Origin of the sequence: Sphingobacterium sp. UT-1RO-CII-1 (assembly GCF_026711005.1) — a bacterium.
Classification (GTDB): Bacteria; Bacteroidota; Bacteroidia; order Sphingobacteriales; family Sphingobacteriaceae; genus Sphingobacterium.
The window spans coordinates 158029-182227 of record NZ_JAPPVJ010000002.1 but is presented as its reverse complement, the minus strand read 5'-3'; the positions used below and the strand labels follow the sequence as shown (position 1 = coordinate 182227).

Here is a 24199-nt window from a genome sequence, read left to right as displayed (position 1 = left end):
TTAGAAATAGCCCTCTTTTTTACGTTCTTCCATTGCGGCCTCTGATACTTTATCATCTATTCTAGCTCCTCTTTCGCTTATCGTGGAAGCTTTTATCTCTTTTATAATATCATCTATATGTACCGCTTCTGAACATACGGCGGCAGTACATGTCATGTCGCCTACTGTTCTGAATCGTACCATTTTACAGGTGATAATATCTTCGTTATCTATCTGCAAACATTGGTCTGCCGCCATCCATTGTCCATTTCTTGATACCACTTCTCTTTCATGACTAAAATAAAGCGATGGTAAAGCAATATTCTCTCTTTTTATATAGTTCCAGACATCTAGTTCGGTCCAATTCGATATTGGAAAAACCCGGACATTTTCTCCTTGGTTTATATTTCCATTTAATATATCCCACAGCTCAGCCCTTTGTCTCTTGGGATCCCATTGCCCAAATTCGTCACGTACCGAAAAAACACGTTCCTTGGCCCTTGCTTTTTCCTCATCTCTTCGAGCGCCACCTATACAAGCGTCAAACTTATACTTTTCAATTGTGTCTAATAGCGTAACGGTTTGTAGTGCATTTCTACTTGCATTCTTACCTTTCTGTTCACGCACTCTACCTTGATCTATACTGTCTTGAACTGAGCCTACAATAAGTTTCTCTCCTATTTGTGCTACCAGCCAATCTCTAAAGTCGATTGTTTCTTTAAAGTTGTGCCCTGTGTCGATATGCACCAAAGGAAATGGGAATTTCCCTGGCTTAAAAGCTTTTTGAGCAAGGTGTACCAGTGTTATCGAATCTTTTCCTCCAGAAAACAGTAATGCCGGTTTCTCAAATTGTCCTGCGACTTCACGGAGTATATATATAGCCTCAGCTTCTAGATGATCTAAATAATCCATTTTATCTATTTCGTTGTTATATGTAATCCACATTCTTTTTTGCTAGTATCCTCCCACCACCATCTTCCTGATCTAAAATCTTCTCCTTCCCGTACGGCTCTGGTGCATGGTTGACAACCTATGCTAGGAAAACCTTTATCATACAGCGCATTATAGGGGACGTTCTTTTTCTTTAGGTACTTGTCTACATCATGTAATGTCCATGTAAATAAAGGATGGACTTTAATAATCTGATTGCTACTATCCCATTCAATCCAATCCATATTTTCACGGTTTATAGATTGTTCGGCACGAAGTCCCGTTACCCATACCTTATATCCTTGAATAGCTCTTTTGAGTGGTTCTATTTTTCGAATATGACAACATTGCTGTCTGTCTTCTAAAGAGTTATAGAAACTTAATGGTCCTTTCTCGGTTAGTAATTCTTCTACCCTTCCGGTATTTGGGTAGTATGCAGCTATTTTAAGTTTGTATTTATCTACTGTGCGGTTCCATACCGTATATGTTTCAGGAAATAGACGACCTGTATCGAGTGTGAAAATTTTAAACGAAAGGCTACCCGCTTTACTGATCATATCGGTTAATACCTGATCTTCTACTCCGAAAGAGGTTGAAAAAACTGTTTCTTGTGCATATGCCGCTCCTAAGAACTTGATCAATGCTTCAGCATCCATGCCAACGGTCTGTTCTTTTAATTGTTGTATTTTTTGCATTGTCCGTATATATTTTATGTAGCCTGCTTAAGAGGCTGAGAGCTTATGACTTTTGATTATTCGCAATTAGTGCTTCTGTATGTTTATTCAGTACCCTTATTTTTTCCTGAAAGTCTCCATGTAAATTTTTCCTTAAATCATGCATTAGATTTAGTGTTTCGTCTATCTCGTTAGGTAAAACATCATCAATAAACTCCTTGATTCTTTTAGCAATTGTAGGCGATTTACCATTAGTGGATATACCTATCTTTAGGTTGCCTTTCCTCACTACAGATCCTAAATAAAAATCGCAAAGATCCGGTTTGTCTGCTATATTTAAAAGGATATTCTTTCGCTTTGCCAATACTTCAAGTTCTTTGTTAAATACAGGGTTATTGCTTGCTGCGATAATTAAATCTATCCCATTCAGATCAACTTCTTGAAAAGCGCGTTCGGAAAGTCTGATATTTGTTTTTCCTTCTATTAGTTTGCGAATACCATCTGTAATATTCATAGCTACCAAATGCACTTTTGCTTGCGGCGAGTTGTAAAGTATAGCTTCTAATTTTTCTAAACCTACTGGACCTCCTCCAATCACTAAAGTTTGTACCTGATCGAGTTTTATATATATAGGGAATAACTCGTTCATACTAAATTGTCTTCTTTTATTTTGCTTATAACCTTTTGGAAATCATCGTGCTTTGCTACAACTTCTCCGATAACTATTGTCGCTGGAACACCTATAAGTTTATCTTGTGCTTCTCTAAAAATAGTATTAATTGTTCCTAGTGCTATTTTTTCATTTGGTAGAGATCCGCTATGTATCAGTGCGATAGGTAGGTCTCCTCTCCCATTTCTTTGGTATAGGTCGACAATCTGCCCAAGTTTACTGTATCCCATCAAGACTACTATTGTAGCATCAGTCTGAGCGGCTTTCTCTAAATCTTTTGATAGCTCACCATTTGAAGTAGAGCCTGTTATTACCCAGAAACTTTCGTTTATACCTCTGTAAGTAAGCGGTATTTTCTGTAAAGCAGTTAGTCCCAGGGATGAAGATATTCCTGGTACTACAGTAGTCGGTATATTATATTGATGTACATAGTCTAATTCTTCTCCTCCACGTCCAAATACAAAAGGATCTCCTCCCTTTAGGCGCACTACGTGTCCATGTGTTAAAGCGTAATCAACTAAGAGTTTATTTATGCTATCCTGCGAGGTTGAGAGACTTTCTGCTCGTTTTCCTACATATATTTTTGTGCAATCTTCTTTTGCATAATTCAGCACTTCTTCGTTTACCAAAGCGTCATACAAAATAACATCTGCACTTGCTATAGCTTTCACTGCTTTTAAAGTAATCAGTTCAGGGTCACCTGGACCGGCACCGACTAAAGTAACTTTAGGTTTAATCTCTTTTTGCATGATTTATACTTGTGTTTCTTTGAATGACTGACGTAATTCTTCTCTCCTATCATTGCTTTCATAATAAAATGCGGCAGCCTGTGTGATAAATGCTTTAGCAAATTCAGCTGAAGGTTGATACTTATTAATTTGTAGTACTCTTTCAGGGAATGATGTAGGAAAAGCAAATTGAGCTGTTTCTACGTAATGTTTTTGAAACTCATTAATGACAGAAATCTGTGTGCTGGCGTTAACACCTTTGTCCAGTAATAATGCTTTTGCAGTCCATACAAAAGCACTGTAAGCATGGTAAATAGCATCGGCATATAAACCCTGTTTTAGCGCAAGGTTTGCCCATTCCAATTTTTCTTCTGCTTCCAGCAATAAAGTTGCTACCAAGTCGATGATTACACCTGCACATTCGCCTACGCCTATAGCTGTCGTAAAGCTATCCTGATGGCCCCAATCAATAAACTCATCATCTGTGAGATTACTTGTGTCTGCCAATGGTTTTAATAGATCATAAAAATGTCTTTTCTCACTCCTGTCATAATAGTCGTGAAAACTTTCATCTGACAAACGATTGGTTTTATAGTCAATCAATATTAAGTCTACAACCTGGAGAACTCGCTTTGTGGGTACTTTAATTACGCGTTCTGATGCTCTCCCAACGCCGTTGCCAACCGTTCCTCCTCCTAGCATCACCTGTGCTGTTGGCAGTATTCTATCACCCACCTTCATTGAACTTCCGTGGAACCCTATCTCCGCTAAACTGTGTTGTCCACAGGAATTCATACAGCCTGATATTTTTATTTTCAGCTTATTTTCTAGTAATTGGTCTGGATGAAACTCTTCTATATACTTTTCTAAAACCCTTGCCATTTCTGTTGAATTGGAAATACCTAGGTTGCAAGTATCTGTTCCCGGGCATGTAGTTATATCTGCGGTGCTATCAATACCAGCATGATGAAAACCTAATTCATACAATACATTATAAATATGCGGTAGCGATTCTTGGCGCACGAATTTAAACAAGAGATTTTGGCCCTGTGTGATACGTATATCATCAGCAATATGGTTCTTCAACCCAGCTACCAGCTTTCTTGTTTTATCAGTAGAGATATCCCCTGTTGGTATTTTTGCGTATACGGCATAATAACCACTCTGCTTTTGTGGCATTACATTGGTTCTTTTCCATAGCTCGTAGCCCGGGCCATCCTGTGGTTTTGTCGGTTCTATATAGCTTGTTGGCGCCTGAGGTTCTTCTACTAGAGTTCTGTCTATTTTATATACTGTATTTTTGAGGGCTGTACGTTCCTCTTCTATCAGGGATAATACCTCTTCAAGGCCTAACTTTTGTATTAAAAACTTGAAACGCGCTTTATTTCTATTGTTTCTTTCACCATGCCTATCGAATACTCTTAGTGCAGCTTCCATAAGGGGGATGATTTCATCCTCATGCAAAAAATTATAAATAGGTTGGGCCAACAGCGGCTGTGCACCAAGTCCACCCCCAAGCATTACTTTGAAACCTCTTTGCTCCTTTCCATCCACGAACTCTATTTTAGGAACAAAACCGAAGTCATGTATATAACTAAATGCCGTATCACTTTCCGACGAAGAGAAGGCTATTTTTATTTTTCTGCCCATTTCTGCGCAAATAGGATTGCGTACAAAATACTCAAAAGTGTTTTGCGCATATGGCGAAACATCAAAAGGTTCATTGGGATCAATACCTGCTTCCGGAGATGCTGTTACGTTTCGCACAGTATTTCCGCAAGCCTCTCGCAGTGTCATATCATCCTCGGCAAGCTTTGCCCATAACTCAGGTGTTTTATCTAAGCTTACAAAATGTATTTGCACATCTTGACGGGTTGTTAGATGTAAGTTTCTACTTGCATATTCGTCTGATACATCGGCTATCTTCAGCAGCTGTTGAAAAGTCACCTTTCCGAAAGGTAATTTTATACGAATCATTTGCACGCCGGGTTGACGTTGCCCATATATTCCCCGTGCTAGGCGCAACGATCTAAATTTATCATCACCAATGCTTCCTTGGCGATAAGCATTTATTTTGTGCTCCAGCTCGATTATTTCCCGAGCTACTACGGGATTTTCCAATTCTGTACGAAAGCTCTGCATTTGTTATCTTCTCTTTAATTATGGTTACTATAATTTTTTTTCACCCCTCTTATCGAGGAGTGCTCGACAAAGTTATAAAATAATTTCCTACTTAATATATAAAGTCTAGTGATTTAGTATATATTTGTGAAAATATTTTAAATAAGTAATTAACACCATTGTGAAATAAATGATTAAGGTATTAATATATAGTGTTTTATGTTGTTTTTTAATTTCTGGATGTGCTCCAAAGATTAAGGAGACTTACGATTCGGAAAAAGGTTATGTTGGTAGTATTTCCATATCTGGAGCCTTCGCATTGTATCCGATTGTAGTTTTATGGAGCGAGGATTTTAAAAAAATACATCCACACGTACGTTTCAATATTTCTGCTGGCGGCGCAGGGAAGGGTATTGCTGATGTCCTCTCTAATATGGTAGAGATTGGCTTGGTGTCCCGTGATCTGCATCCGCAAGAAATTGCCAAGGGAGCTCTTCCTATACATGTTGCCCAAGATGCCGTATTAGGTACGATCAATAGTAATCATCCGGACATAGCATTGATCCGAAAAAGAGGCTTTACACCTACTGAGCTTCGTGGTATATTTGTAGAGAAGCGTTATAAAAACTGGCGTGATATCGATTCAGCCTTTATTGATGCGCCTATCGAGGTCTACACCCGGTCGGATGCTGCTGGTGCTGCCGAAACCTGGGCGAAGTTTTTAGGCGAAACTCAAGAAGGGCTACATGGTATTGGTATTTTTAGTGATCCTTCCTTAGCACAGCTGATTAAAGAAAAGGAAACAGCTATAGGTTTTAACAATATCAATTATGTATATGATCTAAAAACCAAAACCACCTCTCCAGGAATTACAGTTGTACCGATCGATAAGAATGCTAATGGTAAAATCGACCCTGAAGAAGATTTTTACATGCATTTAGATACACTTACCTCGGCTATCCGTGATAAGCGTTACCCGTCACCACCTACCCGAGATCTTACTTTTGTTATTCGGTCAGGCCAGCATTCTCCTTTACTTAAAGCTTTTATTGAGTTTGTACTAAGTAGTGAAAATCAAGGCTATTTATTAGAAAACGGCTACGTGCCATTGGACCAACTAAAAAACGAAATCGAACGTCAAAAAATTGCGCATGAAATTTAGAAAATTCAAAGATAATTTATTCAAAAGCCATTCAATTCTATTATTATGTCTGGCAATCATAGTTTTTATCGCATTATTTGTGGGGCTTCTTGTCAAATCACTTCCGCTTTTACAGGCAGAGAAATTGTCCGATCTGTTGCTAGGGTCAATTTGGTCTCCACAAAAAGAAGCCTTCGGGTTCCTTCCTTTTATTACGGGTACGCTTTGGGTCACCGGTATTGCACTTGTTATAGCTGTTCCTATCTGTATAATGGCTGCTATTTACTTAGTCGAATATGGCGGAAATTCACTGCGCAAATTGGTACTTCCTCTTATTAATGTATTAGCAGCCATTCCCCCTGTACTCTATGGGGTTTGGGGTGTCCTTATGGTCGTACCGGCAGTAGGTCATTTTATAGCTCCTGTTTTTTCAGTAAATAGTACAGGTTACAGTGTGTTATCAGGGGGAATTGTCCTTGCTGTTATGATTTTTCCGATTATGATCAGTGTCATGGTGGAAGTGCTGAAAACAGTACCGCAAGATTTAAAAGCAGCATCTTTGTCTTTAGGTGCCACCAAGTGGGAAACTATCACTAAAGTTATACTTGTCAAAGCGCGCACTGGTCTATTAGCTGCTATTATACTGGGCGTCTCGCGTGCTTTCGGTGAAACAGTAGCTGTTTTGATGGTTTGTGGCAATGTGCCTGGAATCCCAAAATCCTTATTTGATGCGGGGTATCCGCTACCTGCATTAATTGCCAATAATTTTGGCGAAATGATGTCCATTCCACTTTATGACTCGGCTTTAATGTTTGCTGCCCTTTGGCTTTTTATCATGATTTTAGCCTTTAATATAGTATCTCGAATGATCTTGAAGCAAATGGAGGAACGGCTCTGATGTCTACAGCAAAACGATTAAGAAAAGAAAAAATAGCCAAATGGATTATGCGGTTATCTGTTTTGGTTATCAGTAGCTCTTTATTGCTAATTATCGGCACCGTGCTGTGTAAAGGTTTGCCCTATTTAAGTTGGGAGATGATCAGCCAATCACCTAAAGGTGGGTTTTATATTGGCAAAGAAGGTGGTGTGCTTAATGCCATTGCGGGGTCATTATATTTAGCAACTGCTTCAACAATCTTAGCAACCTGTATTGGTGTGCCTATTGCGATCTATCTACATGTATACACTCGGCCAACTTCTTTATTGAAGCGTTTTTCTAAATTTCTATTTGATGTTCTTTTCGGAATGCCCTCCATTGTATATGGGGCTATTGCTTTTAGTATTATGATTTGGTTGGGCATACGTGCGTCTTTATTGGGAGGAATTATTACAGTGACTTTACTGACGCTGCCCATTGTTGTTCGCACTATTAGCGAACTGCTCCATACGGTGCCGTCCGATCTGCAGCAGATTACAACTTCCTTGGGAGCAACAAAGCTTGAGGTGGCTAAAATATTAGTGCTCTATATTAAACCTGGTTTGTTTACAGCTACTCTACTGGCTTTTGGCCGGGCTGTTGGTGATGTCGCAGGCGTACTGCTCACTACAGGTTTTACAGACAATATGCCCTTGTATATAGATGAGCCTGCTGCTACTCTTCCTTTAGCTATATTCTTTCAACTTACTAGCCCCATACCTGAAGTTCAAGGGCGTGCTTATGCTTCCGGACTTTTATTAACTCTTATCATTCTAATTGTTGTTATATGTACAAATCTATTGGCGTCGAAGCAGAAAAAACACAAACTATAAACACGCAGCTACCTGCACATATCGAAGTTAAAGATCTTAATCTTTGGTTAGATAATAAGCATATTCTTAAAAATATCAATGTATCTATTCCGAAGCATTCGATTATATCGATTATTGGTCCGTCAGGTTGTGGGAAAAGTACTTTACTAAAAACTTTAAATCGACTCCTTGACGATTCTGCCGTAATACAATTGGAAGGAAGTGTCTTGGTGGCGGGTGAAGATATTTATGCCAAGGATGCCGAAGTCACCACCATACGTAAACGTATGGGGCTGTTGTCTCAACGTCCCTTTCCGCTTCCAATGTCTATATTTGACAATGTAGCTTATGGTCCAAAAATACACGGCGAACGTAATAAAAAGATATTGGAACAAATCGTACACGAGCAGCTTGTCAATGTAGGGCTGTGGAATGAAGTTAAAGACCGTTTGCATAGCTCAGCATCATTACTTTCTATCGGGCAGCAACAACGCCTTTGTTTAGCCCGTGGCTTGGCGGTCAAACCAGAAATAATTTTAGGCGATGAGTCAACATCAGCCTTGGACCCCATATCAACGCAAACTATTGAGAATTTACTCATTTCTCTGAAAGATGATTATACTATTGTTTTAGTAACCCATATTCTGAGGCAAGCCCGACGGGTTTCTGATTATATTCTTTTTCTTTATGATGGTGAAGTGATCGAATTTGGTAAAACGGAAGATATATTATTAAACCCCAAACAAGAGCTCACTCAAAAATATGTCAAAGGTTTCATCAGCTAATCAGCGGTTTCCAAATTTAACTTAGAATAAAAGCTACAAATAACTTTTCTAGCTGTCAACATCTGCTGCTTTTATACGTTATATTTGTTCATAGATGATTAAAATCATACACATATGCATAAAATATATCAATTGGGCTTTGCAATAGCCTGTTTAGCGCTACCGGCCCAGCTATTCGCACAAAGTCCTTTAAGCAGTAAAGCCAATTTAACGGATGTTACCGTATATAACGGTTCTGCTGAGCTTAACCATCAAGCTCGCGTTCGACTACCTGTCGGGACCAGTGAGGTTGTTTTTACACAGGTAGCCAATAACATTGATCCTAATAGCATCCAGATAGGTTCTTCTACATCGGTTGTTGTACTTTCTGCTCGGGCTAATCGCACTGCATCGGCAGAAGAAACTAAAAGCGTGGCGTATACCACACAGGAAGGCATCTATAAGACCGAGTTTGCTAAGCTTACAAAACTTAAAGACGAAGTTGAAGCTGAAGGAAGTGTGCTTAATCTATTGATCGCTAATCAAAAAATAAGTAATGAAGGTGGTTCTACTACCATGGATGCTATTTCTAAAATGGCTGATTTTCATCGCACAAAATATTTGGCATCTAAGGAAACTATAGCTAAACTGACAGAACAGGTAGAAAAACAGCAAATTAAAGTCGATCGTGAGAAAGAAATTCTTGACGAAATGGAAGGGCAAAATACCGCAGGTGCTGGTCAGTTGATCGTTCAGGTGATGAGCAGTCAAGCGGGCGAACAACCTTTTAATATTAGCTACGCTACTCCTTCTGCATCATGGGGAGCATCTTATGATTTGCGTGCGGCAGATGTTAGCAGTCCTTTAGATATTATCTATAAAGCTAATGTGACTCAGCAAACAGGGATCGACTGGCATAATGTTAATCTGACATTAGCTACCGGGAACCCATCGCAGTTTGGTTCTATTGCAGAATTGACACCCTGGAGTTTATATTTTCAGCAACCCAAAGCGCCTACAGCCAAACTTCATCGAGGTGCGCTCAGTGCGGATGTAGCTTATCTTGAGGAGGTCGTTGTGAGCGGCTACAATAGCAGTAGCTACACCACTATGGATGAAAATCAATTGAATAGTACATTTAAAATTGATATCCCGTACAATATAGCTTCCAATGGTGTTTCGCATGCTGTTACCTTACAAGAATATAGGCACCCTGCTACTTATACTTATCAGGCAGTACCTAAGTCCGACGAGCAGGTTTATCTTGTCGCCGAACTGATCGACTACGAAAAATTAAATTTATTGCCGGGTTCGGCAAATATTGTATTTGACAATATGCTCGTTGGAAAAACGTATGTTAATCCGCAAACTAGTAGCGATACTTTAAAATTAAGTATGGGCCGCGATAAAATGATTGCTGTTAAACGGGAGAAAGTAAACGACCTCTCGCAAACGAAAACATTTGGTAGTAGCAAAAGGCAAACCTTAGTCTATGAAATTACCGTTAAAAATAATAAAAAGTCAGCTGTTCATCTTCAGCTCAAAGATCAGTATCCACTTTCTACTGATAAGTCTATGGAAATTAATTTAGAAGAGTCTTCGGGAGCTACGGTCGATACGACTACAGGACTATTGACATGGGATGTAGATTTAAAAGCCGGTGAAACAAAAAAAATACGTTTCAGTTACTCTATAAAATATCCAAAAGATAAAACGATTCAGCTCTATTGATAAAATAGCTCTGTACAACGCAATAGCGTTTGCTCCATCACTTTTAATCAACCTATATGGTAATTAAAAGTGATGGAGTTTTTTTTGCTCATTTCTTCCCTTTTGCTATTGGTTTTTCATTTCTTGACCACTCGCTCCACGACCCTACATATAATGCAGGTAAAGGTAGGCCTGCTATTTTTAAAGCGAGTAAAGTGTGGCAGGCGGACACACCTGAGCCACAATGTACGGCGGTCTTGTTTATATTTTGGTTCTTAAAATAAGGCGTATAAAGTTTTCTCAGCTCCTCAGCTGTTTTAAATCTTCCATCAGCATCTAAATTCAGGGACAGTGGGATATTTATTGCTGTCGGTATATGTCCTGCTATCAAATCAATGGGTTCGTGCAAACCTTGGTATCGGTTTTCGTCGCGCACATCTATAATCACGCTACCTTGCTCTTGGGTATATTTTTCTATTGTACTTATATCCACCTGCGGTAAAGTCCACTGGTCTGCTTGGTAGCTACTGGGCGCTCTTGGGGTCTCCTGTCCGTTACTTATTGGGTAGTCTAATGCTTTTGCTATCTGAAAGCCACCATCTATTACCTGTACTTTTTCATGTCCTAAAGCCGATAGCATCCACCAAAAACGAGCTGCTGCATTTATGCCCTTAGCTCTGTCATAAACGATAACATGACTGGAGTTATTAATACCCAGTTTGTTTAATAGGCTTACAAAATTCCTCACTTCAGGTAAAGGGTGTCTGCCTCCTTTCGCAGGATTGCCGTGAACAGAAAGGTCGTTGTCCATATCTACGAAAAGAGCATCTGCTAAATGTTCTTTTCTATACGTTTCTAATGCTTGCTCACCTGTTGTAGCATCGACAAGTATAAGATTTGCTGTTTCTTGCAACTCTAATAATTCAGCTGTACTGATGATTGGTTTTATAGCGTTCATTCTGTATATCTTTAATTTCACACTAAAGATAGTTATAATTGAATAAGGTGGTCGTTATTCAATTATAGGCCCGGCCAAATATAGACGAGTATAGGATGTTTAGAATTAAGGTAGGTTAGGTCATAAAAAAACCGACTATCTTTTGTAGAATAGCCGGTTTTTTATTTATCTAATTAGCAAAATTAATTAGACTCTTGATTAAGAGCTTGTTTATAGATTGCTTTTTTTCTTTGTATACGATTTGCAACGGATTTCTTCTCGTATGCTTGACGAGAACGTAACTCACGTAATACGCCAGTTTTTTCGAATTTCTTTTTGAAACGTTTCAACGCTCTGTCTAAAGATTCACCTTCTTTTACATTTACGATAATCATGTTGTTTTGATACCCCCTTTCGTTGCTTTTATATTTTGTGTTGCAAAGGTACAGAAATTAATCAAAAAACAAAACCCTGCTGTGAAATAATTGAAATATTTTTAATTTACAATTGCCATTTCTCTATTATTGCTTCTAGCGGGAGTTCTTTTGTACAAAGTTCAGTATGGAAACCCAATATTTTTGCTGTTGCCAGGTGTTGAGGGCTATCGTCAACAAATAAAGTTTGCTGGGGCAGTATCCCTGTTTCTTCCACTACTTTTTCAAAAATCTCTTTATCGGGCTTACGCATTCCCATGAGGTGAGAATAAAATGTTTGTTCAAAGAAAACAGAATTGTCTTTTATGCCATAGTTCTCCTGTATATGCTGCATACATCTGTCGTAATGTATCTCATTATTGTTGCTAAGTAGAAAAGATCTATAGTTGGCATTTAATTTTTCTAAAATTTCATGCTTTCCTTCCGGAACTCCAATCAATAAAGCATTCCAAGCATCATCAATTTGTTGGTCTTTTAGTGTTGGCGAGTTGGTCCGCTGTCTAATTTCTTCACGAAATTCTATTCTATCAATTTTTCCCTTGTCAAAAGCGTCAAAAAGTGGATCTTGCCCAGCATGGCCAAAGAAATCATCTACGTTTTTGATACCCAATAACATAAAAGCTTCACGTGCTCTCAAAAAGTCAATCATGAAGATTACATTTCCATAATCAAGAATAATATTTTCAATTTTTTTCATCATAAATTTTGTTTTATCAGAACAAATATCGATGTTTGCATCGTCAAAAGGAAACAAACTTACTTTTTGACAGAGCAAAAAAGCTGCGCCTATAGCTCAGTTGGTTAGAGTAGAAGACTCATAATCTTTTGGTCCCTGGTTCGAGCCCAGGTGGGCGCACAAAAATCCTCATAGCAATATGAGGATTTTTTGTTTTAAAGCATTTTCCTTTCTTTCATTGTGCTGTTCGGAAATGAATAGTTAAATATTTTAAATACTTTGTTACATTGCTGTTTTTAATGCCTATTTTTAACTGTAAACAGTATTTTACTAAGCAACTATACAGTTAAACAGGCAATTGAGCAATTTCTTCTTATTGTTATACTGTTTTAAAGTTTTTAAGAGAGTCTTAAAAATTCACACAGCATACATTAATTAAGCCAAGAGCATGAATGCAATAAATTGTGAAGATGAAAAAATTCAATTCCTCGGATTGATTCAAAATCTTGGGTGTCTGATCGTTTTTAACAGGGAAGGTATTGTTGAAGCTGTCAGTGAAAATATAGACACCTATTTCCCCTCAGCTGGTTTTGTCATTGGGAGCAGGTTTTCTAAAATTAGCTTACCAGATTTTAATGGGTTTGATTTTCTGCAGAATGCATTAGAGACTTTTAATAAAACTAATACCTATAAAAAAACAACCCATATCGTAGAAGTCAATGGTTTTGCACATTACCTAACGTTATCCAGTTTCAACAATTTACTTTATGTCGAACTTGAAATATGTAGTAATAACGAAGCTGTGAATGTCGATATAAACAATAATAAATTGCTGGATCTACAACAAGCCGACGAAGATATCTGGACCGCACTAACAAGTATACTATCAGAAACATTAGCTATAGATCGCGTCATGGTCTATCAATTTAATGAAGATCAAAGCGGTGTAGTTATCGCCGAGAGCTTAAAGGATAACAAGCTAGACTCTTATTTAGGTATACATTACCCTGAGTTTGATATACCCCAGCAGGCCAGAGCTTTATATAAAAAGGTGCATTGCCGATATATAGCAGATATTCATGCAGACCCCATCCCTGTTGTCCATCAAAATGATAATCTTATTAATCTCGAAACTGTAGGTATACGCAACCTCTCTCCTATTCATTTACAATATTTAAGTAATGCAGGTTTTAAATCGAGCATTAGCTTCTCTATTCTGGTCAAAGGTGAACTCTGGGGACTTGTTTGCTGTCAGCACACTCAATCTAAACATGTTGATCTAGGTTTGCGCAATTTTTCCTTATTAGCGGTTCATGTTGCCGCCAATAAATTTCAGCAATTGGAAGAAGAGAAAAAAACAATATACCTGCAAGAAATTCAGGAGTTAGAACTGATGTTGCAAGAAAAGCTTCTTTTGAAATACAATTTTTTCCCAGAGCTAAAGACTTTCGCTCCCGAGCTCATGCATTTATTAGATGCCGACGGTATTGCTATCGGTTTTGAAGATGCTATTTACTTTGAGGGGTTACAACCTGAAAAAGAACATTTAAAAAAGGCATTGCCGGAGTTACGTAAACGATCTACTGACCGTATATTTACCAGTCATTCATTATCCGATCAAACAACACTTCATCAAGCTATGGGTAATAGTCCTATTGCGGGCATTGCGTTTGCAGAGATTGATCGAAAAAGTGATTTTTTCATTGCTTGGTTTCGTAGAGAAGTGATTACCGACCGTAATTGGGCGGGTAAACCTGAAAAATTGTATGAAGAAGATAAAGTACAGGGTTTGATCAAACCATCCCCACGTACTTCTTTTCAGATATGGCGTGAACAAATAAGTGGAACATCAAGCCAATGGAGCCAAAAACAGTTACATTTTATGGTGCGAATCCGCGAAGTCCTTCGTGACTCGCTTGTCAACAAAGCTGTAGAGATCGATAATCTCAACACACAATTGATCGAAATGAATACAGCACTGGATACCTATGCATATACCATCAGTCATGATCTGAAAAATCCTTTATCTGCGATCAAAATATCGTCTGAATTTCTCAAATATAAAAATGATCTAAAACCCGAACTCATCAAAAAAATGAGCACCAATATTCTTGATTCGGTGCATACCATTTTAAATATGCTCGAAAAGATACATTTATTCTCCAAAGCCAGTTCTTTTAATTTTGTTCCTGAACAGGTAGAACCTGAAAATTTCATTCATGAAATTATTGACACTAGTAAGCTTCGTTTTGGCGCTCCGGATATGGAGGTTCATGTTGATAGGCTTCTTCCTGTTATGGGTGAAAAAACCTTACTATATCAACTTTTTTTAAACTTAATAGGCAATGCCATTAAATATTCAGCTAAGGCTGATAACGCTGCGGTATATGTTAGTTCTATGCGTACCGAGCGTGGCATAAGCTACAGCATCAGCGACAATGGTATTGGCATTGACGAGCATGAATTAGCTTCTATCTATGAAATGTTTAAACGGATGTCTAATTCCTCTGGCTATGAAGGGTCTGGTGTCGGCATGGCTATCGTAAAACGTATTGTCGATAAACTTAACATCGATATTTCTATTCAAAGTATTATAAATAGAGGAACCACTGTTACATTGTTGTTTCTAGATACATAGATTTAATTGTACATAAAGGGTGTCAAAATTTGATCTAGGCGTTATACTGCAGCAACAAAAAATGCTCTCCCTAATTCAACTAATTAGCAATATAACATTGTCATGAATCAGCAAAAAAATAGTCCATAAACGAAATGATTATGAACTATTTTCTTGAAACAGATTAAAAAACTGTGGTCCGTATACTCTAATTAAGCACTACATCGGCAACAACAGGATAATGATCTGAAGGATACCGATTTTCTTTAGAATCAGTTAAAACACCATATTTTAAAACCTTTATATCTGATGAAACAAAAATATAATCTATCCTTGAATCAAAAGAAGAGTTCCACTTAAATGCATTAAATGTGCCTACAGGGCCATAAGGAGGTTCTTCACTATGCTTAAAAGCATCATTAAAGTTGTCTTGCAACAACTTGATTTGCTCGGTATCCGGTGTCGAATTAAAATCGCCCGTAATAATCACTTTTTCTCCTTTAGCGATTTCTTCTATTTTACTTACCAATAGCTTTCCAGACTCTTCCCTTGCTTTTACCCCTTGATGGTCGAAATGAGAATTAAATACGTAAAAAACGTGATCTTTAGCCTTATCTTTAAACTTAGCCCACGAACATATACGATTACAACAAGTAGCGTCCCAACCTAAGCCTGGTGTTTCCGGATTTTCACTAAACCAAAAATCTCCTTTATCCAATACTTCAAATTTTTCACTATTGTAAAATATTGCAGAATGCTCTCCAGCTTCTTTACCATCATCACGGCCTGCGCCTACATAATCTAAATAAGGAATCTTTGCTATGTCTTTTAATTGATGAATAAAGCCTTCTTGCGTGCCCATAATATCAAAATCATGGTATACAATTAAACTATTAACCATTTCTTTTCTATTTGGCCAAGCATTGATACTATCTCTTTCTGTATCCATCCTTAAGTTATAACTAGCTATTTTATAGGTAGTCTTTTCTTCTTTCTGAGGTGCAGTGCAACCTGTTACTAAAAACAGAGTTGCTATCAACAAATTAAAACAAATATTACGCATAACTTATTTTTTTAAAATTAACCATATTCGGCCCACTGGGCCTTTTTTTGAAAAATTACCAATCTTTATTTTGTCCTAGTGCAGGATTTCTTTCAAAGTCTGTTTTTGGTATAGGATATAAATATTTTTTATCCTGCCATTCTCTTTCCCCCGGATTCCAAATCAATTCACCATGGTCACCTTCAGAAAGCTGTACTTGCCCAGCAGAATTACCCGTAGAAATCTGCACATATGCAATATTCTTGGTTGTCGACTGTGGTTTTGTCCCCTGATAAAAACAAACATCCATTATCCCATCACCGTTTAAGTCATACTCGCCTAATGCAGGTATAAATATTCCATTAAATTTAACATTCTGAAACATGTCTCCTAGTCGCCAGCGAATAAGATCGTCTGTTCTTAAGCCTTCAAATATCATTTCCACGGCTCTCTCACGCATAACCTCTAGCATAATTGCATTTGTGAATTTCCCATTATAATACTTAACCAGGTAAGGGTCAGCAACAGTGGGTAGCGTATTTGCTATGTTTTGCGGTATGCCTGCTCTCTTTCGTAAAGCTCCTATAGTTACAGCCCATTCAGATGCGGTCATTTCATTAAGTTCTGCAAGAGCTTCTGCTTTGTTTAACAGCACTTCCGCCCAACGCATAATAATGTGTGCATTATCATTACGACTTTCATCATCAAAAGGAAACCTCTCATCATACGACCATTTTATAGGTTGATACCCTGTATATGTTTGACTAAAATTCGGAGGTGAAATAACCGGGACACCATTTTCTGTTCGGGCATAATCACCTGAGCGTATCGTTTGTTTTAAACGGAGGTCCCGTTGTTTTACTTCGTCTGAAAAAGTCTGCGTTTTATATCCCGGATTGTCCGTATAGCGCGAGCCATCAATATTCAAATACATATTTACAAAGTTTCTCGTTAAGCTCGGTCTATTACCAAAAGTCGGGCTAATAAAGCGTCTGTTTGCAGAGCTAAAAACTTGAAGGTTTGCATCAAGTGTGACAGCAAGAATTGTTTCATCAGCAAATGGTGCTTTTGTAATAAATAGTGATCGATAAGACTTTTCTATATCAGCCGACTCGTGTAAAAAGAAACCTTTAATAGCATTTGCCTCTTTTATCACCTCTTTATACCAAGTCTCTGCTGTACCTTCCTTTTGATAGCTCTTATGGTATTTTCTAAAAGATGCTTCATACAAACATATCCTTGTTTTATATGCACGTGCAACATTTGATGTAATTCTGGTCGAAGATGGGTCAGACTCTAATTCTATGTTATCGATAGCAAAATTAAGGTCGGCTAATACTTTGTCCATAATATCAAAACGACTATCCCGCCCGGCATACAAAACTGCATCATTGTCAATATCAATCGTTTTCTCTACCCACGGCACATCACCAAATCGTTTAACTTTTTCAAAATAGAATAATGCTCTAAAGAAACGCGCTAAACCAATAAAATTGTTTTTATTAGAGACTGTACTTTGTTCTGCATTTTCTAAAAAATAATTAATGTTTCTCAAATCTTTCCAGCTCCACCCTGTACTTGTAATAGGGCTTAGAGCTCCGGGTGCTAAAAGATTATCGACACCATTCCGTGCCACTAAATCAGACAAGTCGTCTTTAGTGAATACGCCTTCATCTGGAGAAGGTAAAATATCATAAAATGAGTTTGCATAAAGCTGCATTCCATTTTCACTATCAAACACGGCCTTCTTAGTAGCTGTATCAACAGGTATCTCATCCAGCTTACAACTTACTACTGTTGTCAGCAATAACAACACATATATATATTTAACTGTTTTCATGGTTCAACATTTTAAAAGCCTACAATAATTCCAAAAGAAAGTGCTTTTAGCATTGGGTAATTATAGCCATCCCCACTGCCGCCACCGCCCAAGTCACGATCTGATCCATAGATATTTGTTACATCGGTATCTTTTGTCCATTTGTACATAGGCGACCAAGTCCAAAGATTTTCCCCCGACACATATACTTTAAGCGCAGAAGCACTAATTTTAGAGGCTATTGAACTAGGTAAACTATAGCCTAGCTGAATATTCCTTAAACGAATGTATGATGCATTCTGCAAATAACGATCGTTGGGAACATTTAATACCCGACCGGATCCTTGAGCTATATACCCCACCAAGCGAGGTAAATAGGCATCATAATTACCGAGCTCTTCTCTAAACATATTGTTTTCGTGCCAGCTTGGATAAGCATTGTACGGCCTATTGTATTGTCCCCAAAAACGTGATTCGGGTGCTGGGTACCAATCTTGTTTTAATACTCCTTGAAAGAATGCGGAAGCAAAAATTCCATTCCAATCCCCTCCTAAATTAATCCCGAACGAATATCTACTTGTCGAATTACCAATAATAGATTTATCTCCCGAATTACCTGCCTGATTTAATCCGTGGTAAATTTCATCATCACCATCTAGATTTTTAAACTTTAAATCTCCAGGGTAATTTTTTCGGGTGTTTGTATTCGGAATATTCGACTGATTGGGAGAGTTTCTGATTTCGTCTTCCGACCTGAAAAGACCTTCTACCTGATACCCCCATATTTCGCCTATTTTTTGGCCAACGTAGTAATCCGTTAATAGCTTGTCTATGTTATTATATTTAGTTACTTCAGATGTATAATCAGATAGTACGATTTTCACATCGTAATTAAATGGCTTTTCTTTAAGCTGGAACTTATCTCTCCAAGTTGCAGTAAACTCCCAGCCTTTCGTGTCCATATCCGCATAGTTGCCTTTCGGAACATCTGTACCAAAAATAGCAGGAAGTGTTGGCCCCACAGTAAACATATCCGTTGTTGTCCGAATATAATAGTCGCCCACAAATTGCAAACGGTTATTCAGTAAGCCAAATTCAAGACCAATATTTTTGGTTGTAGACTTTTCCCAGGTTAAGCCTGATGGCACTACATTGGGCTGTCCAGTCTTTTGAGGTCTGGTACCATTTATAATCCTGCCTGATTGAGAAATAGCAAAGTTTTCCATAAAAGTGTATGGATCTATGTTTCCATTCCCAAGCATTCCGTAAGAAGCTCTAATTTTTACATTCGAGACATGCTTAGGATCTACCTTCCAGAAACTTTCTTCCGATAGTCTCCAGCCCATTGATGCAGAAGGGAAAAATGCCCACTGTTGGTCTGACGGAAACTTAGAAGAACCGTCGTATCTGCCATTTACTTCTAACAAATAACGTTCTTTATAATCATAATTTACCCGATAAAACCCACCAGCTATAGCCCACTTTTTATACCCCCCGGTCGTCACAATACTTTGCCCCAATGCTAAATTTATATCTCCGGCATCCGGGTAAACAATTCCATTCCTCCGTGCAGTTAAGTTTTTATATTTCGACTGCTCATAGTTATAGCCTAGCAATAATGATAGGTTATGATCTTCATTAATAGACGTCTTATAATCTGCATAGATATTTGTAGCTATATAATCTGTATTTCTTCTTCGCTCTTCCAAATCATTCGTATTAGTACCCGTATAACCTATCACGCCTTCATACCTACTGTAGGGCACTTGTACTCTATTTTGCTGGGAAGAGATATCCGTCGTCTGAAAGGTGAAATCGGCTCTAAAATTCAATGATTTATCTAAAAAACTCGCTACGGCACCTGTTCTGTTTTTTAAGAAACGCTGATCACTATCAACTCCATTGCGGCCGATATAATGATCACCCACTGTATAAGCAGAAGAAAAAGATAAAGTTCCGTCGGGGTTCAGTAACGGTGCCAAGGGGTGTCCTTCATCGGCCATATTACGCCATATACCACTGCCTTCGCCCACATTCAGTGGCTGGAAGTAACTCATTCTAGAATACTCCGTATTATTATCTACTTCGAGCCAGTTTGTCAATTTTATTGCACCTTTAGCTCTCAGGTTATACATACTGTACTTGTCGCTGTTATACCTAAAAAGACCATCCTGTCCGTTAAATCTACCACTGATATAAAAAACAGCTTTATCATTTCCGCCAGACAATGCTAAATTATGATCGTGGGAGGCAAAATTGCTTTTATAGAGTTCTCTATACCAATCTGTACTGTAGTAATACATGTATTCACCCGTAGATGGGTTAACTTCAACCCGTGGTAAAGTAGGATCTTCCCACCGGCGCTTTATTTCTGCTAAATATGCTGGTGAAAAAGGCAAAGTTTTATTGATCGCAGTAGGTGTAGTCCCGCTGTCATTCCAGTTGGACCAAGCGTCATTAAATGCTTGTGCCCAAGGGTAAGACTCTGTAATATTATCTGGTACAGCAGTGGGAGACTTAAAAGAAAGGTTGCTTGTATATGAAATTGATGTTCTTCCCTCTTTAGCAGATTTTGTGGTAATCAGTACGACCCCAAATGCTGCACGCGCACCATAAATTGACGCCGAAGCGGCATCTTTCAAAACAGAAATACTTTCCACATCATTCGGGTTAAGCATTTTAGGGTCGCCCTCTACCCCATCTATTAAAATCAGTGCACTACCGCCTTGGCCAATAGAAGTCGTTCCTCTGATATTAAAATTTGGAGATTGCGTGGGTTTACCATCAAAAAGTTGAATATTCAAATTAGGTACAGCCCCTACTAAGCCCTGTGCAATATTCGTAATGGGTCTGTTTTCAAAAACCTCCGATGTAACCTGATCAACCGCACCGGTGAGGTTAACTTTCTTTTGTGTGCCATAGCCCACTACAATCACTTCATCAACCTGTTCTATAGCAGATTCTAAAATTGTAGAAGTCCCTGTCGCATTATTTATAAGTTGTTCTAAGGTAACATAACCGACCAGACTAAACCTTAATCTTAGAGGAATCTTACTGACATTAAGCCTATAATTACCACTCTCGTCGGTTATAGTCCCCTTATCCGTGGATGGGTCTAATACTGTTACATTACTGAGCGGCTGATTGTTATTGTCCATAACTTTTCCGCTAATACTAAGCTGTTGACTGCTTGTATTTACCACTGTTTTTGGAGTAAGGGCAGCAACATTATTATCAAGTTTTATTAAAACGACATTGTTGTTATGTATTTTATAACCTATAGATAAAGGCTTTAATACGGTCTCCAGCACCTCCGACACGGCTGCTTCAGAAATAAACACATCTGTTCTTTGATTTTTCTTAAACAAAGACTGATCGTAAAATATATTGTAATCAGTATTTTTCTGTAAATCTCTAATCAAATCAGAGATCAACATATTTTTCTGCTTTATAGTGACCTTTTGACCAAATGTCAAGGCAAAACCCTGTAACGATACTAAAAAAGTCAAAATGATGGAAAGCTTCATTTTCAACGGTATTTTTTTAAACAGGAACAAAAACGCACCTGCTTCTAAATCGTATTTTTTTGTATACATTTGTAAATTGCTTGTGTTAATAAAATAGTTAGTTGTTCAGATTTACTACTGCATTGACCTTGCTTTACAGGGGTGCGCCAACACTCCTGTTTTTCTTTGCAGTTTGCTTTATTTCAATAATTAACGTTTTACTATAACCCTCCTTTCCTTTATTTCAAATTTTATAGCTTCTGTCCATTCAATAATCTGCAAAAGTTCTTTAATAGCCATAGTTTTAGACATGGATCCACTAAAAAACACGTCAGTAAACGGCTCATCATACTCCACTTCAATATCATACCACCTACTTATCTGATCCATCACCTCATAGATGGATGCTCCTTCAAAGGCAAATTTTCCTTGCTTCCAAGCCATACTATAATATGGATCTACTTTTTCTACTCTAAACTTGCCAATAGATTTATCAAATGTTGCTAATTGATTAGGGTAGAGTAATATTTTTTCATTGCTTGAATTATCTTTCAGCATTACCTCTCCGGTGACTAATGTTGTCGAAAAATTATCTTTATAAGTATTTACATTAAAACTTGTGCCCAGTACCGTAATTTGCTGATCGCCTGTATTTACAAGAAAGGAAGCCTTTTTATTGTTATGGTAGGCATGTGCAATTTCGAAAAAAGCCTCCCCTTTTAAAGAAACCTCGCGCGACTCTGCATCAAATTGAATAGGATATATCAATTCTGAATCGGAGTTTAGCCATACTTTACTTCCATCGGGCAGCGCTAGTTGATAGGCCCCTCCCTTAGGCGTTTTAATTTTATTGAGCCGTCTTGATAAAATATTTTTATTTTCTTTATTAAATAGATATTCAACCCTGCCATCATCCCCGACGTAGATATTAAAATCAGTATTGGCATAAATTGTATCTCCGCGGTGGGCATTTAAGTCAATTTCCTGTCCGTCTTCTAGGGTAATAATTGCTTTATCCTCTCCTGGCTTAATGATGCATGCTGCGCTTCTATGTTCATTTGTAGCATCTCTATTATTAATCATGAAAAACGATACGCCCAACACGACAATCAAAACTGCGGCAGCTGCGAATGATTGTTTTATATATTGCCTGTTTTTGGCACGTTTTATTTTACGATTAAAGGAGTTTAATGGAGCGGTTAAATCGGTGTTTAAAGCTTCATTATTTTCAATTGTAAAGTTTTCATCCCATATGTGTTCAAGCAAGGAGGCACCCTTTTGGGTCTCGATAAAAGAAAACAATCGATCTGCCTCATCTTCGGTAAGACGATTTTCCCTATGCGCTAGTAAGAGTTTTTGCAGTTCTTGTTTATCCACTTTTATATCGTTTAATTATATAAACGCTATAACTACATGAATATACCAATGAGAAGTAAAAAATAATATTTCCCCAATTTAAAACGTATCGTACGTGTTGCTAATGAAATGTGGTTTCTTACGGTATTGGGAGATAAGTCCATCTTTTCTGCTATTTTTTTCTGGCTTAAATCCTCTTCATTGAATAGCGAGTATGCTATTCGTTGTTGTTCGGGTAAGGTGCTAATAATCTGCTGGTAAATAGCAGATAGCTCTTTATAATCAATATAATCTTCTACTGCCGAAAACGAACAATCCATACTTTCGTCTGCCCTAGTGTCTTCTAAAGACTGTATTCTACGGTGCGTCGTTCTAAAATGAGAAATCGATAGCCTCTTGGCTATGACGAAAAGATAAGGATACAGTTTGGTAGGACAAGTCACTTTCTTTCTATTGTTGTATAATATAATAAATGCTTCCTGCGCTAACTCTTCTGCATCTTCTTTATTGCTGCAATGGAAAACCAGATACCGTAGAATAATAGGGTAATAATGTTTAAATACCTCATTAAACACCTTTTGATTTCCACATTGAAATTTTTTAAAATCATCAGCAGTTAAGAAATGCATAAGAGACCTTAAGTTTAAATTATTAAAAAAAATCAGATAAATAGTTTGTTTTGAAACATAAAAAAGAAGTTAAAAAACACATTAAATTATATTTTCTTTATTGCAGGTTTTAGTTTATAATCTTACTCTCTGACAATATATTACTTTTTCTTTAATGTCACAAAGTGACTTTCACTTTTGTGGTGTTAAAAGTATATTTTCATTATGTAGAAAACCTTAATCATGTATTATGGTTTTATTAAGTTTTATGATGCTGTCTGGATAACTGCAAACGAAGCTTTCTTGCCTTTAGTATTTTGTGCTACCCCATCCGAACCTCCAGAAACAGATAAACCCTGCATTTCCGCATAGCGATGATAAGCAGCCGCCACTAAGAAAGCCGCAGAGTCTGAGCGGAAAGGCCAGCAAGTATCAAGGAAAGTCCGGCAAGTCACAGCGGTGGTAACGACCACCGGGCCCGATAGCTACAAGTAGGAAGGAAAGTCAGCGAGGTCCATCGCCGAAAGCTACTACCCACAGGAGTTTATCAACGCCCCTCGAGGAAAGTCGACACAGTGCTGAAGATTGTTCAAGAAGTACAAGTGGATAAGCATCTTCCCTCAGGACTTTGCGAACAAGCCTAAGCGGAAGTTGTAAATGGCCACGTCGGCCGCTCTCTTCCACTAAGGGAAAATGACCCTCTTTAAAATATTTATAGTCGCTTGTCAGACGCAAAAAACATACACACTTCTTAGAAAG

20 protein-coding genes and 1 tRNA gene are annotated in these 24199 nt (G+C 37.9%); 7 read left to right on the top strand and 14 right to left on the bottom strand.

Annotation, left to right across the window (positions count from 1 at the left end):
- The 5 genes from cysD to ORI89_RS04650 are packed head-to-tail and all read right to left on the bottom strand — an operon-like array spanning position 1 to position 5123.
- Positions 1-891 (bottom strand): sulfate adenylyltransferase subunit CysD, encoded by an 891-nt coding sequence (cysD, locus tag ORI89_RS04670; protein WP_268229824.1) that lies wholly within the window; start codon positions 889-891, stop codon positions 1-3.
- A 5-nt stretch (positions 892-896) separates the two neighbouring features.
- Entirely contained in the window at positions 897-1604 is a 708-nt protein-coding gene (locus tag ORI89_RS04665; RefSeq protein WP_268229281.1) for a phosphoadenylyl-sulfate reductase, read from the bottom strand.
- Between the two features lie 43 nt (positions 1605-1647).
- The gene (locus ORI89_RS04660) at positions 1648-2232 is read right to left on the bottom strand and encodes a precorrin-2 dehydrogenase/sirohydrochlorin ferrochelatase family protein (protein WP_268229280.1); all 585 of its coding nucleotides are present in this window, start codon (positions 2230-2232) and stop codon (positions 1648-1650) included.
- Positions 2229-3002 (bottom strand): uroporphyrinogen-III C-methyltransferase, encoded by a 774-nt coding sequence (cobA, locus tag ORI89_RS04655; protein ID WP_268229279.1) that lies wholly within the window; start codon positions 3000-3002, stop codon positions 2229-2231. The genes ORI89_RS04660 and cobA overlap by 4 nt, the downstream gene beginning before the upstream one ends.
- A gap of 3 nt (positions 3003-3005) precedes the next feature.
- The gene (locus tag ORI89_RS04650) at positions 3006-5123 is read right to left on the bottom strand and encodes a HEPN domain-containing protein (protein ID WP_268229278.1); all 2118 of its coding nucleotides are present in this window, start codon (positions 5121-5123) and stop codon (positions 3006-3008) included.
- A 169-nt stretch (positions 5124-5292) separates the two neighbouring features.
- Between ORI89_RS04650 and ORI89_RS04645 the strand changes: the two genes are divergently transcribed.
- The 5 genes from ORI89_RS04645 (at position 5293) to ORI89_RS04625 (ending at position 10466) form a co-directional block, all read left to right on the top strand.
- Entirely contained in the window at positions 5293-6264 is a 972-nt protein-coding gene (locus tag ORI89_RS04645; RefSeq protein ID WP_268229277.1) for a PstS family phosphate ABC transporter substrate-binding protein, read from the top strand.
- Positions 6254-7141 (top strand): phosphate ABC transporter permease subunit PstC, encoded by an 888-nt coding sequence (gene pstC, locus ORI89_RS04640; RefSeq protein WP_268229823.1) that lies wholly within the window; start codon positions 6254-6256, stop codon positions 7139-7141. Before ORI89_RS04645 ends, pstC begins: the two co-directional genes overlap by 11 nt.
- A 47-nt stretch (positions 7142-7188) precedes the next feature.
- Entirely contained in the window at positions 7189-7992 is an 804-nt protein-coding gene (locus tag ORI89_RS04635; RefSeq protein ID WP_268229276.1) for a PstA family ABC transporter permease, read from the top strand.
- Positions 7947-8756, top strand: a complete 810-nt coding sequence (locus ORI89_RS04630; RefSeq protein ID WP_268229275.1) for a phosphate ABC transporter ATP-binding protein — start codon at positions 7947-7949, stop codon at positions 8754-8756. Before ORI89_RS04635 ends, ORI89_RS04630 begins: the two co-directional genes overlap by 46 nt.
- Before the next feature lie 114 nt (positions 8757-8870).
- On the top strand, positions 8871-10466 hold the full coding sequence (locus ORI89_RS04625) for a DUF4139 domain-containing protein (protein WP_268229274.1): 1596 nt from the start codon (positions 8871-8873) through the stop codon (positions 10464-10466).
- 88 nt (positions 10467-10554) lie between these two features.
- Here the strand turns inward: ORI89_RS04625 and ORI89_RS04620 are convergent, their stop codons facing one another.
- The 3 genes from ORI89_RS04620 to ORI89_RS04610 form a co-directional block, all read right to left on the bottom strand.
- Entirely contained in the window at positions 10555-11403 is an 849-nt protein-coding gene (locus ORI89_RS04620) for a sulfurtransferase (protein ID WP_268229273.1), read from the bottom strand.
- A 182-nt stretch (positions 11404-11585) separates the two neighbouring features.
- Entirely contained in the window at positions 11586-11777 is a 192-nt protein-coding gene (gene rpsU / locus ORI89_RS04615; RefSeq protein WP_268229272.1) for a 30S ribosomal protein S21, read from the bottom strand.
- A gap of 106 nt (positions 11778-11883) precedes the next feature.
- A complete protein-coding gene (locus ORI89_RS04610; protein WP_268229271.1) occupies positions 11884-12516 on the bottom strand; it encodes an HAD family hydrolase in 633 nt (210 codons plus the stop codon).
- A gap of 82 nt (positions 12517-12598) precedes the next feature.
- Between ORI89_RS04610 and ORI89_RS04605 the strand changes: the two genes are divergently transcribed.
- Positions 12599-12672, top strand: a tRNA-Ile gene (locus ORI89_RS04605).
- Positions 12673-12940: 268 nt separating this feature from the next.
- Entirely contained in the window at positions 12941-15130 is a 2190-nt protein-coding gene (locus ORI89_RS04600; protein WP_268229270.1) for an ATP-binding protein, read from the top strand.
- A gap of 187 nt (positions 15131-15317) precedes the next feature.
- On the opposite strand, the gene ORI89_RS04595 is transcribed toward ORI89_RS04600, so the two are convergent.
- From ORI89_RS04595 to ORI89_RS04570, 6 genes are all read right to left on the bottom strand, one after another.
- Positions 15318-16172: an endonuclease/exonuclease/phosphatase family protein gene (locus tag ORI89_RS04595; protein ID WP_268229269.1), complete on the bottom strand. Its 855-nt coding sequence runs from the start codon at positions 16170-16172 to the stop codon at positions 15318-15320.
- Positions 16173-16227: 55 nt separating this feature from the next.
- Positions 16228-17991: a RagB/SusD family nutrient uptake outer membrane protein gene (locus tag ORI89_RS04590; protein WP_268229268.1), complete on the bottom strand. Its 1764-nt coding sequence runs from the start codon at positions 17989-17991 to the stop codon at positions 16228-16230.
- A gap of 11 nt (positions 17992-18002) precedes the next feature.
- Positions 18003-21566, bottom strand: a complete 3564-nt coding sequence (locus tag ORI89_RS04585; RefSeq protein ID WP_268229267.1) for a TonB-dependent receptor — start codon at positions 21564-21566, stop codon at positions 18003-18005.
- Between the two features lie 120 nt (positions 21567-21686).
- On the bottom strand, positions 21687-22853 hold the full coding sequence (locus ORI89_RS04580; protein WP_268229266.1) for a FecR family protein: 1167 nt from the start codon (positions 22851-22853) through the stop codon (positions 21687-21689).
- Between the two features lie 32 nt (positions 22854-22885).
- Complete coding sequence (locus ORI89_RS04575) at positions 22886-23461, bottom strand: RNA polymerase sigma factor (protein ID WP_268229265.1); 576 nt, start codon at positions 23459-23461, stop codon at positions 22886-22888.
- A 245-nt stretch (positions 23462-23706) separates the two neighbouring features.
- On the bottom strand, positions 23707-23913 hold the full coding sequence (locus ORI89_RS04570; RefSeq protein ID WP_268229264.1) for a hypothetical protein: 207 nt from the start codon (positions 23911-23913) through the stop codon (positions 23707-23709).
- Between the last annotated feature and the right edge of the window lie 286 nt (positions 23914-24199).

Coding starts and splice junctions, on each gene's coding strand:
- pstC (WP_268229823.1), top strand. CDS start 6,254: ATGAAATTTAGAAAATTCAAAGATAATTTATTCAAAAGCCATTCAATT.
- ORI89_RS04625 (WP_268229274.1), top strand. CDS start 8,871: ATGCATAAAATATATCAATTGGGCTTTGCAATAGCCTGTTTAGCGCTA.
- cysD (WP_268229824.1), bottom strand. CDS start 891: ATGGATTATTTAGATCATCTAGAAGCTGAGGCTATATATATACTCCGT.
- ORI89_RS04575 (WP_268229265.1), bottom strand. CDS start 23,461: ATGCATTTCTTAACTGCTGATGATTTTAAAAAATTTCAATGTGGAAAT.
- ORI89_RS04620 (WP_268229273.1), bottom strand. CDS start 11,403: ATGAACGCTATAAAACCAATCATCAGTACAGCTGAATTATTAGAGTTG.
- ORI89_RS04665 (WP_268229281.1), bottom strand. CDS start 1,604: ATGCAAAAAATACAACAATTAAAAGAACAGACCGTTGGCATGGATGCT.
- ORI89_RS04590 (WP_268229268.1), bottom strand. CDS start 17,991: ATGAAAACAGTTAAATATATATATGTGTTGTTATTGCTGACAACAGTA.
- ORI89_RS04600 (WP_268229270.1), top strand. CDS start 12,941: ATGAATGCAATAAATTGTGAAGATGAAAAAATTCAATTCCTCGGATTG.
- cobA (WP_268229279.1), bottom strand. CDS start 3,002: ATGCAAAAAGAGATTAAACCTAAAGTTACTTTAGTCGGTGCCGGTCCA.
- ORI89_RS04610 (WP_268229271.1), bottom strand. CDS start 12,516: ATGATGAAAAAAATTGAAAATATTATTCTTGATTATGGAAATGTAATC.
- ORI89_RS04660 (WP_268229280.1), bottom strand. CDS start 2,232: ATGAACGAGTTATTCCCTATATATATAAAACTCGATCAGGTACAAACT.
- ORI89_RS04645 (WP_268229277.1), top strand. CDS start 5,293: ATGATTAAGGTATTAATATATAGTGTTTTATGTTGTTTTTTAATTTCT.
- ORI89_RS04650 (WP_268229278.1), bottom strand. CDS start 5,123: ATGCAGAGCTTTCGTACAGAATTGGAAAATCCCGTAGTAGCTCGGGAA.
- ORI89_RS04595 (WP_268229269.1), bottom strand. CDS start 16,172: ATGCGTAATATTTGTTTTAATTTGTTGATAGCAACTCTGTTTTTAGTA.
- ORI89_RS04635 (WP_268229276.1), top strand. CDS start 7,189: ATGCGGTTATCTGTTTTGGTTATCAGTAGCTCTTTATTGCTAATTATC.
- rpsU (WP_268229272.1), bottom strand. CDS start 11,777: ATGATTATCGTAAATGTAAAAGAAGGTGAATCTTTAGACAGAGCGTTG.
- ORI89_RS04630 (WP_268229275.1), top strand. CDS start 7,947: ATGTACAAATCTATTGGCGTCGAAGCAGAAAAAACACAAACTATAAAC.
- ORI89_RS04585 (WP_268229267.1), bottom strand. CDS start 21,566: ATGTATACAAAAAAATACGATTTAGAAGCAGGTGCGTTTTTGTTCCTG.